10 protein-coding genes are annotated in these 15,783 nt (G+C 56.9%); 8 read left to right on the top strand and 2 right to left on the bottom strand.

Annotation, left to right across the window (positions count from 1 at the left end):
• Positions 1-345 precede the first annotated feature (345 nt).
• Positions 346-681 (bottom strand): hypothetical protein, encoded by a 336-nt coding sequence (locus QJT78_RS41960; protein WP_281460578.1) that lies wholly within the window; start codon positions 679-681, stop codon positions 346-348.
• A gap of 484 nt (positions 682-1,165) precedes the next feature.
• On the opposite strand from QJT78_RS41960, the gene QJT78_RS41955 reads away from it, so the two are divergent.
• The 8 genes from QJT78_RS41955 to QJT78_RS41920 all read left to right on the top strand — a co-directional run bounded on the left by QJT78_RS41955 (position 1,166) and on the right by QJT78_RS41920 (position 12,300).
• Positions 1,166-2,668, top strand: a complete 1,503-nt coding sequence (locus tag QJT78_RS41955) for a hypothetical protein (protein ID WP_281460577.1) — start codon at positions 1,166-1,168, stop codon at positions 2,666-2,668.
• A 60-nt stretch (positions 2,669-2,728) separates the two neighbouring features.
• Complete coding sequence (locus tag QJT78_RS41950) at positions 2,729-3,469, top strand: hypothetical protein (RefSeq protein ID WP_281460576.1); 741 nt, start codon at positions 2,729-2,731, stop codon at positions 3,467-3,469.
• Positions 3,470-3,496: 27 nt separating this feature from the next.
• Positions 3,497-5,410, top strand: coding sequence for a GMC family oxidoreductase (locus tag QJT78_RS41945; protein WP_281460575.1), 1,914 nt, complete (start codon positions 3,497-3,499; stop codon positions 5,408-5,410).
• Positions 5,411-5,483: 73 nt separating this feature from the next.
• On the top strand, positions 5,484-6,350 hold the full coding sequence (locus QJT78_RS41940) for an HAD family acid phosphatase (protein ID WP_281460574.1): 867 nt from the start codon (positions 5,484-5,486) through the stop codon (positions 6,348-6,350).
• 32 nt (positions 6,351-6,382) lie between these two features.
• Entirely contained in the window at positions 6,383-7,561 is a 1,179-nt protein-coding gene (locus QJT78_RS41935; protein ID WP_281460573.1) for a twin-arginine translocation signal domain-containing protein, read from the top strand.
• A 290-nt stretch (positions 7,562-7,851) separates the two neighbouring features.
• Positions 7,852-8,679, top strand: a complete 828-nt coding sequence (locus QJT78_RS41930) for a S1/P1 nuclease (protein WP_281460572.1) — start codon at positions 7,852-7,854, stop codon at positions 8,677-8,679.
• Entirely contained in the window at positions 8,648-10,789 is a 2,142-nt protein-coding gene (locus QJT78_RS41925) for a DNA/RNA non-specific endonuclease (protein WP_281460571.1), read from the top strand. The genes QJT78_RS41930 and QJT78_RS41925 overlap by 32 nt, the downstream gene beginning before the upstream one ends.
• Positions 10,790-11,049: 260 nt before the next feature.
• Positions 11,050-12,300 (top strand): pentapeptide repeat-containing protein, encoded by a 1,251-nt coding sequence (locus QJT78_RS41920; RefSeq protein WP_281460570.1) that lies wholly within the window; start codon positions 11,050-11,052, stop codon positions 12,298-12,300.
• A 627-nt stretch (positions 12,301-12,927) separates the two neighbouring features.
• Here QJT78_RS41920 and QJT78_RS41915 read toward each other — a convergent pair.
• On the bottom strand, positions 12,928-15,615 hold the full coding sequence (locus tag QJT78_RS41915; RefSeq protein WP_281460569.1) for a DUF2235 domain-containing protein: 2,688 nt from the start codon (positions 15,613-15,615) through the stop codon (positions 12,928-12,930).
• Positions 15,616-15,783 lie beyond the last annotated feature (168 nt).

The raw sequence follows: 15,783 nt of genomic DNA, 5'->3' as shown, positions 1-15,783 counted from the left end.
GCGGGCGTGGCGTTCGCGGTTGGAGGTGATGGGGTTGGCTTCGCAACCGAATCCTACGCCGCATCAGCGCTTTACCCCTCAGGCGCACTCTTACGAATAAGACGGGCTAGATCGGGATTGTGATCGTTCCATTTTGATCAACTGGAAACGAACAGACATAGTCGTGCGCGGCTTCCAGCTTGCGATCGCCCCACGGGCTTGTGTTTTCCTGGCGCTAGTTGAAATACAACGTCTTCTCGCCCTTCGGAGCATACTTCAACAGTTTTGCGATTGTCTCCGGGTCCGGGTGCCCATGCCTCGCCCCGCTTGTCGAAACCGCGAAACGTTTGCATTCCAGAAGATTGCTCAAAGCGCGCGTGTTGTTTTTCCTGCTGCCGTGGTGAGCGACCTTGTAGAGGTCGATACGATAGCGCCCTCCTTCCGCGGCGGCGAGGGCGTGCGCGATTTGGCCAGAAGATCCGGATATGCGTCAGCACCGAACAAGACCCGCTTTTCCTTCCATTGCGCGATAAACGCGATGCTCGACCCGTTGGGTGCTTCATCGTCGACGATCTCATCGCTTGCCGCCAGCGCGTCGATATCGAGGACGCTGGGAAATGATCTTCGGCCTCCCATGCCCTGAAGGCCGGCAGCCTCCTTTCTCCGCTGCGTTTCCGGGAATTGGCCAATCGCGGCCGGCAACTGCTTGCGTCGCTAGCCAGCGCGAAGACCGTGTCGCTTGCCGGCCTCATCCGTCAAGCCGCGTCGATCTCCTCAGCGAGGGCGTGTCCTGAACTTATCGCGAAGTCTAGCGCCGATCAGCTTTCGACATTAACTCGTGGCCTTATCATCCGCGACGCAGCCTTTCCGGTAACGGAACGCGCTAAGCTGCGGGAGCGATGCACCGTTTAGTAGCGGTCTTGAGGGCAGCCTGGGACAGCGGCGCGGCATTTTAGAGCTTGACAATTCTTAGTTGTGGCTTTCCATTTGTGAGGGTTAGCTGATTTTAAAAGACACGCAGCGGATCCTTATTCTCTGCTCGTCCGCTCTATTGCTTGCTCAAGTATTGATATTGCCGGCCCGAGGCCTGTTGCTATCGCATTTGCCCCAGCGGCGCGGCAATCAAAGATTGATGCGACCTGATCTAGGCGGCGACGGTCGCTGTGGGTCGCGGGAAGGGGGACTCATGCGCCATCTTCGTTGGCTTGCCGCCCAATCTATCGGAGCTTTGGGAGTTGCGGGCTTGTTGGCGTCGTCTGTGTTGGCGCAGGCGCCGGACATCAACCCCCCGGTTGCGAACTGCAATATGACGCCCGAGGCCGTTGAGGTGACGCCGCCCGGCTCAACCAAGCCGCGCGAGTTCAAGGCCACGCCGATCATTACCGACTTGCTGAAGTCGGGCCAGCCATGCCAGCAAATCGTAAGCGCTGCTGGGCGTGCCGGGGACGATACCGTGACCAACCGCCAGCGCGGTTTTGATTTCTACTCGTGGCTCACTTTCATCGCCATGAACTCTCCCGCCGACGGCAAGACGACCATCGGCAAAGGCCCGCGACCCGGCGGTGACGCGATGACCATGTGGGAGGATTTGCAAAACTATCGGCCGCTCGCGGACGTCATGTTGAACGATGCCGACAAGCGGAAGTGGGGCACGCGCCATGTGCCTGATCAGTGCAAGAGTCTCGATGGTCCGGGAAAGATCGTGTTTCACCTTGGTGAGGAGGCGTTCAACCAGCCTTTCAAGACCGGACCATTGATCGATCAGGACGGCAACTATGCCTTGTTCGACATTCTGATGAACAAGCCGATGTTCGATTTCATCGAAACGAACACATTATACAGCAGGGCCGGGCAAGCGAAATTCGACAAGGAAATCGATTTCCCGACCGGGGTAAACCCGGGTAAGGACGCGGCTGGAAATCCCACCCCGGGGCGAATGGGTGCGATCATGCTTAAGGTCGCGTACCGGATTCTCGATCCCGTAGCGAACGCTGATCTTATCAAGCAGTTTCACACTTCCGATGCATTGATTTTTTTCCCCGGTCCGCCGCTCACCAAGACGGGTCCAATCTGCGTCGAGAAGAAACTTGGCTTGATCGGCTTCCACGTCGGCCACAAGACCAGGTTTGCGCCGCAATGGGTGTGGACCTCGTTCGAGCATGTGAGCAATGTGCCTGATGAAGCGGACGTCAAGGCGGGCAAGCTTCCCTTGAAGCGCTATAGTTTCTTCAAGGAGAACTGCAAGGATTGCGCTGAGGCAAATGCCACTCCGGAAAAGCCGTGGCATCCGCCGGCTTCGCTGAAGTTTCCTGCCTCGTTCCGAAGCCAGGTGGTCAGAGCCAAGATGATTCCGACCCACACCCAGAAAGATGTGGATCAACTCAATCAATCCTTCCGCAAGATACTGAAGGGCACAGTCTGGGAGAATTACATCCTTCTCACGACGCAATGGCCGAGTGAGTTTGACAGCAAGACGGATCCGACCGGCGCGCCCGCGCCAACCTACCTCGCCAATACAACGCTCGAGACCTACAGCCAGGGCAAGTCGCCTCTCGCTTCGTCGAGCTGCATGGCCTGTCACGGCAACGCGGTAAGTTTTCAGCGGCGGGAAGTCGACCCCGCCAAATTCGACGGCAAGCCATTCAATCAATCGGATTTTACATTCATCCTGGAGAAGGCAGTGCCTTGAGCTTGCGCGTAGCGCAATCGCGAAGTGTGAAGGCCGCAGCCTGGAATAGGGGGCACGTCGATGAGCGATTTACCGCGTGTCGCACACGTTGAGGATGCGAACAAGCCTGCAGGTGACGTCACTCGTCGCACGCTAATCACCGGCGTTGCCGCCACCGCCGTTGCAGCGACCGTGGTTACGGCCGACATGCCGGCGAACGCTCAAATCGCGAGTGCAGTTCCGACCGAAGACATGATCTTGTTTATCCTGCTTTCGTCTGCGCTGACTGGGATATCCGAAACCAAGCTGGCCACCGACATTGGCCCCAGCCCCAAATCAAATAAGGAAGAACTGAAAAAAATACGCAGGGCCGAGTTTCAGAAATTCATCAACGAATTGAAGCCAGGCCAACTTGCCGACGTCGGTGCCGGCTCTGATCCGGTCGGGGTCAAACGGATCTATTTCGACTGGGTCAATGCGAGGCATCCGGCGCAATTGAAGAACCTACTCCGAATCGCCAAGGAAAGCGTTGGCGCGCCGGATCGCCGGCAGGCCATTGCCGACAAGGTGCAGTCCTCCGGCGACAAATTCCTTGCCCGCAGCATTGTCCTGATGTGGTACCTGGGCGGCTGGTACGATCCGAAGAAGCTGGAAGAGGACAGAGGTCATGGCCCACCTCCGGATTTCCAGGTCATTTCACCTGAAGCATACACGCAGGGCTGGGCTTTGAAGATAGCCCGGGCTCATCCGATGGGATTCAGTCAGCTGCCGTTCGGTTACTGGACGCGTCCCCCCGCCGAGCTTGTTGATTACATCGGATAGGGCCCGAATTCTCGAAGGAGCCGGGCGATGGCTACCAAAGCAGACAGAGAGTGGGATGTCGTGATTGTCGGGTCCGGGTTTGCCGGCGCCTTGATCGCTCACGCACTAGGTAAGGCCAAGAAGTCGGTCATTATTCTCGAGGCGGGCGCCGGCGTTCCTGTCAACGTCAATGAATACATGAACAGGTTCTTCATGGCATCTACCAAGGTGCCGGAAAGTCCCTATACGCCGGAAATATTTGGGCCGAACGGCTTGAATGATCCGAACGAAATGAACGCCGGCCGACCGACGGTGCTGAGTCTCGGCCCCGCGGGAGGGTTCGGCGACTGGAAGGATCCCAAGCAAAGCTATTTGATTCAAACGGGCGAGAGCCCTTTCGCAAGCACCTACGATCGGGTGGCTGGCGGAACGTCGCACTGGCTTGGCACCAGCCTCCGGTTCGTGCCGAACGATTTCAAGATGAAGACGCTCTATGGACAATCGGTGCCGCAGTTCGTCGACTGGCCGATCGGGTACGATGAACTTGAAGGCTTTTATCGTGATGCCGAGGCGGAATTGGGCGTCTCCGCCGATGTCGGGGATCAGAAATATCTCGGAGTCGAGTTTCCGAACGGCTATCAATACCCTATGCCGAGAATCCCGACCTCGACGGTCGACCAGCAGGTCGACAAGTCGTTGAATGGCATTCCCCTGACGGAGGACGAGACCAGGTTTCTCGGAATGGCAGAACCGGTCAGGAAAATTGCCGTCAGGAGCCTGCCCGCGGCGCGCAATTCCCAGCCCTATCGAAATCGCCGCGCCTGCGCAGGCAATACCAACTGCATTCCGATCTGCCCGATCCAGGCCAAATACGATCCAACCATCACCCTGAACGATGCGATGGATACCGGGTTCGTGAAGATGAGATCGCATGCCGTCGCCAGCGAGATCGTCGTTTGCGAAAACGGACGCATCAGTCAGATCAACTATATCAGATACAAGACCGACCTTGGCGAGGAGTCGGAAACCGGCTTCGTGAAGGGAAAGGTCTATGTGATCGCAGCGAATGCGATCGAGACCGTTCGATTGCTGCAGATGTCGCGGAATCGCCAGGGCATTGCAAACACCAGCGACCAGGTTGGCCGCAATCTGATGGACCATCCGTATTATGTCGCGTGGGGTCTGTCGCGGACGCCGCTGTTTCCCTATCGCGGGCCGCTGATCACCTCGGGGATTGGCGATCTGTGCGACGGACCGTTCCGCAGCGAGCGGGGTGCCTTCCGTGTCGACATCGGCAATGAGGGCTGGAATTTTGTCATCGCGAGCACGGCCGGCGCGGGCGATCCCAACGTGACGGCCCTGGACTTCGTCAATGGGATGAACAGGACCGGACTCAATCCGGGAGGCCAGGGTGTACTTGGCAAGGAGGCGCTGTTCGGCAAGGCACTGGTCGACAAACTTAGCGACAGGTACACGCGTCAGTTCCGAGTCGGATTCCTGATCGAACAAACTCCCGATAGCGAGAACCGGGTGACCTTGTCGGACAAGTTCACGGATGGGTTGGGCCTGCCGAGGCCGCAGGTTGCCTACAGCCTGTCCGAATACACCAAGAAGGGCTTCGACGCCTCGTATCGGATGAAGAATCTGCTGTTCAAGAAGGTGGGGATAACCGAATTCACGGCCGTTGGAGACAACGATCCCAGCAGATTCGAGCGAGAGATCGACGGCAAGAAGGTCATCTTCAACTACGCCGGCGCCGGACACATCATGGGTACCTATCGTATGGGTGACAATCCCAATACTTCGGTGGTGGATTCCTTCCAACGTTCACACGACCACAAGAATCTCTATCTGGTCGGCAGCGGTACGTTCCCGACCGGTGCGACGGCCAATCCCACGCTGACCATCGCGGCACTCAGCTTGCGAACCGCGAAGAATATTATCGATGAGGAATTTAGATAGATCTACGACGAATTCGGTCTTGATGACGTCGCGTACGACGGTGCGGTTTTGAGCAAGCGATTAGGTGGCTGACATGTCAGATGGTGCAGATCGCCAGGTAGCCCAGAGTACTGCCGCGCGGCTCGTCAACGGCCTCCTACATCGACTCGCCGGCATGCTTCTGATTGCGTTGCTGACGGTCGCGGCGTCCGCGGCCATCCGGGCGGCCGAGTGCCCGGTCATGCAGCTCGAACCGCGAATTCCGGCGCCGGGCGAGGTATTCAGTACCGAAAAGTCCGCCAATATCGACACGCTCAAGTCGCAGCTGAAGGAATACAAGGAGGGCAAGGACGGCAAACCCGGCAACTACGAAGACGACGTCAAGCAGGTATTCGATCGAGCGTTGGCCTATGTCAAGCAGCGCGTTGACGAGGCCAAACGATCCGCGGACCAGGACAAAGCGCTTGCCGTGGTCCTCGACATCGATGAAACGTCGCTGTCGAATTGGCCCAACCTGAAGGCTAATAATTTTGGCTTCATCAAGGGTGGACCCTGCTTCGAGGAACCGACGCTTTCCTGCGGTTTCGATGAATGGATACTCAAGGCTTCGGCCCCGGCGATTCCGCAGGCCCTCGAGTTCTACAAGGCTGTCATCAACACCAGAAGTGTCGCGGTGTTTTTCATCACCGGCCGACGCCATAGCCAACGACAGGCCACTCTCCTGAATTTGGACGCTGCCGGCTTTCGAGGGTTTGCCGGACTTAGGACCCGTCCTGACGATCAACACGCCGACACTATCGTGCCCTTCAAGAGTGGCGAACGCAAAGCCATCGAAGAGTCCAATGGAAATGGTAAGCAGTACAAGATCATCGCCAGTATCGGAGATCAGGAGAGCGACCTGGAAGGTGGCTTCGCCGAATGTCGCTTCAAGGTGCCCAATCCCTTCTATTTCATTCCGTAGAGTTTACCGGCGGCAATCATGGAGTCGTTGTGATGGGCGATCAAGACAAGGTCAACCGGCGGGATTTTATCGCGACCACGGCAGTAACCGCGGGCGCGCTGGCCGCAGCGGGGCCGCTCGCGACGACGGCATCGGCCCAAGGACCAGCCAGCACGCCCCCGCCGGGCTTTAAGGATCAGGCGCCGTTCGCGGCCTACTGGGAGAAACAGCTCAGCGAAATCGTCAAAGTCGATCTCACCAAGGACGCGCCCGAACTCGCGGACGAGGCGGTCAAGGAACGCCACCGCATCTATTCTCACTTACTGATGAAATTGATTCATCGCTTCTGGAACGGCAACAAGTTCGGTCCGTTCGGCGATTATCCCGGGCGCAAGGCGCAGATAGAAGTCAAGGGTCGTTACAAGGGCGACATGGTTCCGAATCCGGAAGGATCGCGTGTCAGCTGGGACCGTTATCTCGGACATAACATCGCGTGCCTCGCCGTCGATGGCAACGGCGAAATCATCGACTTCGAATTCAACCACAATGACTTTTTCCGGGCCACCTCCGAGCACGCCGAATCCCGCATGGTAAGGCGGCTGTTCTCCCTTGCCAATGTCGTCGACAGCTGGAAGACCGGAAATCCGATCGGCGACAAGTCGCGTCCAGCGTTGCTTAACGAGGTTACGTTGTACACCTCGCTGGAATCCTGTGCGCAGTGTTCCGGCGTGATGTCGCTCGCCGGGGTGAAACAGATCGTTTATCTGCAGAACGATTTTACCGCCTACCAGATCGGCAACATCATGTACAACCTGGCCAATCGAACCGGATCGAATCGCCAATTCCCGGGGGCTCCGATCCCTGTTGCGGGCTCCGAGATCGGCCTTCCGCAGTTCCAGGCACTCAACAAAGCCAATCTCGAATTCGCGGACGCCATGAAGGCTGCCGTACCGAACGGAGAAGCGTTCTTTGTTTCGCCAGACGGCAAAAAGAACTTCGCGCCGTCGATTACGTCGTTCCTTTGTACCGACGCCGCTTACAACGTCTTCAAGGAAGGCGGGGCCAGGTTGGACTCGATGCAGCTGGCTTTCCCGGGACGGCGCTTTCCGAATCAGGTCGACGGGCGCAATCACGCGGAAATCCTGACCAACGCCCAATGCCTGGAGGAAGCCCAGAATTTCTTCAGATATGCCGACATGGAAGGCTATCGAGGATCGCCGCACAAGCTCTAGGACCGGTATCGCAGCACGCCCACCGCTGAAAGGATCCAACGTGAACGCTTCACATCCTCTTTTTGGCTCGGCTGGAGGTCGTCGACTGAAAGGGCTGGCGTTCCTTAGGAAAGCCGCGCTCTCCTCCAATCCACATAGTAGCCCATTTTAATCGAAGCAGGCAGAGAAATCGGCGTTGATTTCTGGAGTCAATCTTGCGGAAGTCGGAAGAGGCCAATTGTCATGGAGAGCGTGTGATACAAAGTTCGATCCGTTTTTGGTTGTATTACCTCAACGAGGGCTAATCTTCCATGCGTCGGTTTATTTTTGCAGTCTTGACCTGGTTGGCGTCGCAAACTACCGCTTGGACTTGGGGGCAGGAAGGGCACAGCATTGTCGGCGAAATAGCGCAGAGGAGACTCTCCGGTGAAACTCTAAGTGCCACCGCCGAACTCATTGGCCCGGGCGTGTCGCTCGCTTCGATATCAAACTGGGCAGATGATGAGCGGTCGCGAGACCGGCGTACTTCGCGCTGGCACTTTGTCGACATTCCTCTTGCTGCAAATGACTACGTCGCAGCCCGCGATTGTACCCCAAACCCCGAACAAGGCGATTGCATCGTCGCCGCAATAGCGCGAGAGCTTGGGGTCGTCGCGTGTTCGGCAAAACCAATGGCCGAAAGGCGTCGTGCGCTTTTCTTCCTGGTTCATTTCCTGGGCGATCTGCACCAGCCCCTTCATTCTGTTAAGGAAGACAAGGGCGGTAACGACATCAAAGCCACCATTGTCGTCCGTAACGGGGCCAACGGAAGCGCGGCCGAGGACACCAACTTTCATTCTGCCTGGGATTCGGGCCTCATTCGTAAGCTCGCCTGGTCCTGGGGTTCTTATGTTGATCGGCTCGAACAGGATTGGCTGCCTTCAGCGAGCACTTCCCTTACAGACGGCACCGTTGAAAGCTGGGCGCTTGAAACCCATCGTGCTGCGATTGATCTGTTCAGCATTCAGCCTCCGAATGGGGTGTTTGACGACGCCTACCTCGTCAAGGTCCGCCCCGTTCTAGATCGTCAGCTATCCGTTGCTGGAATACGGCTGGCGAAGCTTCTCAATGATGCCTTCGCTCAAAAACGGTGTGAGTGATATGGATAAGACCCGGCAGCCAATAGAGAATGCATTACCGCCCCTTGATGTTTCTGGCAACGCGGCGAACGGCCAAGGCGGCAGCGGCGGACGTAGACCTCATCAGGCACTTAGGACACGCGGGATAGGGGAGGCACGCTCGGATGTGGAGGAGGTGGACCTACCCGCTCTCGCGCAAGCACTAAAGGGGCATCGCGAAGCGCTCGCATATGCCGATCGCGAAGTGATCCTCGATGCGAGGGACACGTCCAAGCGAATCGAGACTCGCCGCAACTTGATCGAGCCACAGGAGCGCGATCCAAACGGAATCGAGCGTGTGCTCGGCGCCAGCAATCTCTGCTCCATCAATTTTCTCGCTCGCGGCTTGCAAGCTGCAGCATCGATCGCCCGCATCCGCGTACGGCTCAAGGACGGTTCCGGTGAGTGGTTTGGAACCGGCTTTCTGGTCGCTCCAAATCTACTTATGACCAATCATCACGTCCTGCCAAACGCGTCCGCTGCGTCCCTGGCGATTGCAGAGTTTAATTACCAACATGACCTGAATGGCGTGGAATCTCTTAGCCGCGTTTACAACGTTATGCCCTCGTCACTCTTTTTCACTGACGCCAGTCTGGATGTGTCATTCGTCGAGGTTGCCCCTCGCGCGTTCGACGGTACGCCGCTTTCGGAGTTCGGGTTTCTTCCACTTATTGCGCGTTCAGGGAAAGTTCTTGATGGAGAGTGGGTCTCCATCATTCAGCATCCCGGCGGTCAGCCCAAGCAGATTGCAATCCGCGACAGTCAAGTACTTGCGCTGTCCGCCGAGGACGTAGAAGGCATCGATCTGGAAAAGTTCATTCACTATTCGGCCGATTCAGAGCCTGGCTCCTCTGGCGCCCCCGTGTTCAACGACCAGTGGCAAGTTCTTGCGCTGCATCACAAGGCGGTGCCCGACTACGACACCGAACATCGTAGGCTCGCGCGCGATGGAAGGACGGTTTGGACACCAGAAATGGGGGAAAAAGAGAAAGGCTGGATTGCAAACGAGGGGATCCGGATCAGCGCCATCTACTCGATGCTTGGTGAAAGGCGTTTTGAAGATCCAGCCGCGAACGTAGTACGAGAACGTTTGTTATTTGGCTTAGCCAGCGCTCCCAGACTCATTCTTTCAGAGCTATCGCCGCCGGCGGATGGCGAAAGTCTTGAAAAGCAGGGCGCCGATTCACCAGCTGAGTTCTTTCAGGATGTGGAAGGATATGATCCAGAGTTTCTGGCTCGCAAGATTGCCCTTCCAAAGGTCAAATCGTCGGCGGACCGCGACAGGCTCGCGGTGTTAGTCAATGCTGGCGATGAAATCGAACTGAAATACACACACTTCTCAATTGTATTCGATGCGGAGCGCCGCTTCGCGCGATTCACGGCCGTTAACATCGATGGCAACAAACTCGTCCGTAACTCCGGGGTTGAGACGTCCTGGCGGCGCGACGGGCGCATCGATGTTGAACGCCAGTGTGATGATGACTTCTACGTCAAATCTGTCGCCAAAGAGTCCGTCTACTTCCAACGCGGTCACTTGGTCCGCCGGGTTGATCCCTCCTGGGGGGACCAAGAAGAATCCGAGCGGGCGGTGAAGGACACGTTCCACTTCACCAATGCCGCCCCGCATGTCGCCAAGTTCAACAATACCATCTGGGGTAATCTCGAGGATTATCTTCTGGAAAAATGTGACCGCACGCGCAAGCGGATGACCGTCTTTTCTGGCCCGATCTTCCGAGCAAGCGACCCGGGGTCCTATGGCAAGAAGCGTCCGAAGGGGCCATACAAGGTTCCGGTCGAATATTGGAAAGTGGCCGTTATTCAAAAGACGCCGACGAAGATTGCCGCTGCGGCTTTCAAGGTTGGACACGGCGATCTTCTTGATGATCTGATAGGCGCTGAGCGGGTTTTTGATGGCCTTCAGCCATACACGCCTCAGGAACTCGTCGAGAATGGCATTCAAACAACGATAGAGATAATTGAGGAAGAAACCGGGCTCGATTTTGGTTCTCTGAAGAACTTGGACAGCGTTGCGGGGCTGGAATCAACCTTTCACGTCCGACGCCTTCGCGCTCCCGAGGACATTATTATCTAACTGCGGAGTGCAGGTGTAGCTCGATATGGCTGCCACGCAGAGGGTGTCCTCGGCCGCAGACGCGAAGTCTTCGCGTGCTTGCTATCCTAAAAGTTGGACGAGGGCGCTTGGGAGCGGCGCGCTTCAAGTCAAGCCCACGTCGTCACTGAGATTGAAGCCTCGCGGGAAATTAGCGACCACGGGATGATCGAAGTTTAGAGTTGTCCGATGTTTAATGGAAACTTCCGGCGCTTGCTCGCCGGCGCAAGCATAGGTGAAGCATGGACGCAGGGCTGACGCTATGGGGCTACTACGTTCCTGCGAATATCCTCCTCACCTGGATCGCCCTTTACGTGGTCGTCTCGATCACGCTCATTATTCTCATCCCGATTTTGGCTGTGCCGATCGATCGCAAGGTTGATGGCGATGGAAAGCTAATCCCCATCCCGCCGGACGACTTGAGCAAAATCATCGACATGCGTTCGAAGATCCGCTCAAGCATCATGCAAACCCTGGGTGGCCTCGCGGTCTTTGGAACGGTCATTACGAGCATCCAGGGGATCAGGGGTACCGAAGATGCATTCAATCAAAAGAAGGCGGAACTGTTTGCGACAAACGTCAAGCCGTTGCTGGCGGCGGATGCGACGGAGGCGGCCCGGGCCGAAGCCATACACGTTCTGTCCTTTGTTGCGCGTAGCGACCGGTCTTACCACCGGGCCGTATTCGATGCCTTGGCCTCCTATGTAAAGGCCGCGTCGGACAGACTGTGTACGGGCCGAAAGCACCTCGAGGCCGGCTTCAAATTGGATGGGGCACTTCAACTCGCCATGCGGAGTATCGGCGAACGGAGGATTCAGGACGATCCCACCGGAAAGCACTTTGACCTAGAGCACGGCTGTTACGCTGACCTCGACTTGCAGGATGAATGGGGCGTTGTGAAGGGACTGGGTCATACCCGCATGGCGGCTTCGAAAATGCACCGCGCGAAGTTTGTAAAGGCGGAGATGCAGGGTACAGAATTCATGGGGATTGAAGCGGGTGACTACCAGAACCCCGGCTGGTGCACCGAGATCGGCAATCGCCTGCATGAGCCCGCGAGGGGCGACACGCGACCGGCCCGGTGCACCGGCACATCCAATGGAGAAGAGCGCCGGCATTTCGTTGCTCATTTCATCGATGCGAACCTGACGGGCGCGGACTTCACATACGCCAACATCCAAGGCGCCGATTTTTCGGGCGCCACGCTTACGGGGGCTAGTTTCAACAACGCAACAATTTCCCGGGTAAGCTTCAAAGGCGTGACCGGATTGAAACCGGAACAGCTTGAAAACGCGTGTGTTGGCGCGCCTGGCATGTCCCCGGAGCAACTCGAATGCGAACAGCCCTACTTCACTGAGGATATGCAAGCGGAGCTGAAAAAGAACAGGTCGATCGCAAATGGGATCAGACAATGTGGCCTGAAACCGGACGGTACATTCCCATCGGGCACTAAATATTCACCGATCGCGTGCTCGCTGCCACTATCGCGGTGACAGGAGCCACTGGCTCATTTCGCGGCGCTTTTGCCGCTCCCGATGATCCCGACAGCCGTCCCGTTCGCCAATGCGTCTGATGGATTGTGTCATCGGCGCTGGGCCCCGAGAAGGCAAAGCATCGCAATCGAACCGTTATCGCGAACCAGCTTCGCCGCCTGATGTTGGCCCATAGCGTTCGGGATGAATTCCTGAGGGCTCCCCCATACCGCTGCGACCCGGCAAACCCCATGCCCTGAATTCATTTGCTGGCCCTGTTCATATTGACTTGAACGAGTGGAGTGTATCGGTTGCCACGCATGAAATCCACGAGTTCTTGCCCAAATTTTTGCAATCACTCTACGTTCAACGGAAAATCGGTTGGCTTCGTCGCGCATTTCTGCTGCTGAACGACGAGAGTACCGACCACCATCGCAACTTCGTCAGGCGTCAGAGCTGATTGAGCAAGAAGTTGGCGTTAAGTTGCGCTGAGCATGAGTACACAAATGGCGTCAGTTCACTGACTGATGAGAAAAAGTGAAAAGGAGTCTATTGGCGGACTGATAAGCGTTTTCGTCTTTCCTTATCAGTTGTTCAAACGGGCCTGTCGCCTCGAACCGCTTCTACGGCTCCGCGCGGCTATGAAACTTACTCGTCTGCTCGGCTCACTGCGATGGTCGCCGAGCCCGAGTTGTCTCGGTAGTACCGGTCCCAGTCATGAGCCCATACCGCTTCGTTGACATAGAGGAAGAGTTCGCCGCTTCGTTTGGGCGTGACCGTAGTCTCAAGGCTGTTGGATTTGGGATTGTCGCCCGGTTCAAGAACGCGCTCGTCATTGCCGGTCGATCCCACGCGCGCGATGACTTTGAAGGGCTCGACAAATAGATGCCGTTTCAAAGGCCAGCGAACGACCTGCCAAAATCGATCCCAGACACCCAAATCGGAAACGTCAACACCGCGAGTACTAACCTTGACGTCGCCGTCCTTCCACGGATTGGCCGAATCGGGCGGCGGGGCCGTTATCTTGACTCTGTATTTCTGTCCCTGTTCGAGCCATATGCCGGTGCCCTTGCAGACCGTGTCCGTCTTCAAGATGTCGTCGATGTTTTTGGTAACGCGATCCACGGCATTCGGACGGATTTCGCAGCTTGAGGGACAGATAGCGAAGCCGGAACTGATCGCGGTGGCATTGGCGGGTTGAGCTGGGGCCGACACCTTGCACACAGGAACGCGATATTCGCAATTGCGGGCCCTGGGATTGCATTCCGCAATCGGGCGCGTGCGCAGTTCACAGGTCGCGGTACCTTCGAGACAGGATACAACGCGGCCATCGGGGCACGTCGGCTGTCCCGTATGGCACGACGCAACAGTCGCGGCCGGGCACGCTTCTAAACCTTGGTTTGGCTTTTCGGCATCGGGTTTATCGGAAATGTTCTTGCTGGTCGGGCAGACCATACCGAAGCTATCTTCGACGCCAAAGGCAAGATGACTGCCAAAAAGAACCGCCAGCACATAGAAGCTTGCTGCAAACAAGAGCGGCAAGATGAACAATTTGATGCTGCGGACCGCGAATCGGTAGGGCTTGGCGTTGCGCAGATGCCTAACCAAGGAGGGCGGCGTATAGAGCGCCAAGATTGTGCAAATCAAAATCGCGCTGACGGGCGCCGTGATGTGGTCCTTGAGAAAATCCTTCGCCGGCCAGGCCGCTGGAAGGTAAGAATGCCCGACAGCATAGGCAGTTATGGCGGTCAGGAGCACTCCGCAAAGCACCTTGGCGATCGATAACTTCGCCGGTGGAAAGCTACGCCACACGCGCTCCATCTTGTCTTCGATGGTGCCGCCCAGCCACACGCCGAGCCAGATGAGCCCAACAACGATCAGCCCTAGCACCAGAAAGTGACTTGGGTCGCGCGCGTAGGCCTCAATCCAGACGGAAACTGCGCCTGGCAAAACCTGACCAACGGCCCGTATGGCCGCCGAGACCAGTGTCAGTGGCGTGACGTATTCGGCAGAACTGTCGACTTTCGTGGCCAGCGGATAGATCAAGATGTAAAGCGACGCGAACACCGTGATGAAATAGATGAATCGCCGGCGCCACACGACGTTCCAGACCTCTTCCTGAGATTCGCATCGAGTCTCGGCGTCGTCATCCATCTCGTAGCCGGCTTGCGGTTGAACGCCAGTATCGGTCATCACCAAATAATTCTTCGGAATGCCGATGGGCGCGTAACGATGAGCGCCTTTGCGAGCTCGGTTAATCGCAGTTTCGTGGATGATGGGGGGACCGTTGTCGACAAAATCGGTCTTTCGCCACGAAAAACGCATGCGACTGAGATCTTCTATCTTGCGCGGTCCATAGCGGTAATAACCGCCCATGCCATTACGGGAATCGTACAGCCTGCCATCTTTGTCCCGCCGCCATTCAGTAAAGACCACCATGTCGGGGTCGGGATCGTTCGGCTTGTTTGGAGCTGTCTTGAATCGGAGACCGCGAGCTTCGGCTTCCTTCATGATCCAAAACAGCGGGATGTGCGCCAAGGAGTCGTCGGGATAACCGCCGCCGACATTTGAGTGCACACCCGAGAACCAGACCTGCGATAGCTTTTCCTTCGGAACGTCCTTCTCGTTCCAAAGGACGGGATGAAAGGTTGTCCGCTCGTCGTCGAGCGACAGGGCATGGCAGGCCCGCTCGATCTTCTCGTGGTTGAAAGTCCGGTCGGGGAGCTCCAACGGGAGGATCCATTGGCTGACGCCCCGCGCCATCTCATCGACCGGTAAGCCGTAAGCGGCTACGGTATCCCACAGGCCAACAAGGGCGATTCTCCTGATCGTCGTGTTCTTACTTTGATCGTAGCGGTTGCCCAGAAGGTAGAGAATCACATCGCGAATAAAGCGGAAGATCCACTCGAGACGCAGAATGGTATGGAAGCGGGCCCCGCGATAAGCGCGATAAGCCATCCTGGCTTTTGCGTAGATTTCCGCCTCGGTATCGCCCGTGACAAGACCTTGATGAAGCACAAGACCGATCACAACCCGCATCGTAAAGGCGCCTCGGCTGAAGCCGAATCCGTAGATATTGTCGCCGGGCTGGTAATTCACACAGAGGAATTTGTAGATGTCGAGGACGTTGCGCTTGAGGCCCCAACCGAAGACGCCCCCCAATATGGCTAGGGGTTTAAACGACGATGTGCCGACGCCATCATCGTAGAAGGCGATCTGTTCCTCTCCGCGGAGGTCCAAGCTCTCGAAGACGCGCCAGACATTGGACTTCCAGACTCTGTTTGCCGCGTTTCCGGTGCCGTCGGAAAGGAGAATGATATTTTTGGGCGCAGGCATATGTCCCTCCAAACCAAAATTTGGAAATGGTGCAGCGACGCGCCATTGACGTGTTAACCCGTCTTATTCGTAAGAGGCGCCCGAGAGGCTGGCGAGCGTGGTGTAAAGCGCTGATACGGCGTAGGATTCGGTTTTGAAGCCAACGCCATCACCTCCAACCGCGAACGC

This window comes from Bradyrhizobium sp. Mp27, assembly GCF_029953005.1.
Lineage (GTDB): Bacteria > Pseudomonadota > Alphaproteobacteria > Rhizobiales > Xanthobacteraceae > Bradyrhizobium > Bradyrhizobium barranii.
The sequence above is the reverse complement of the archived record's forward strand: the minus strand, read 5'-3'. Positions and strand labels throughout refer to the sequence as shown.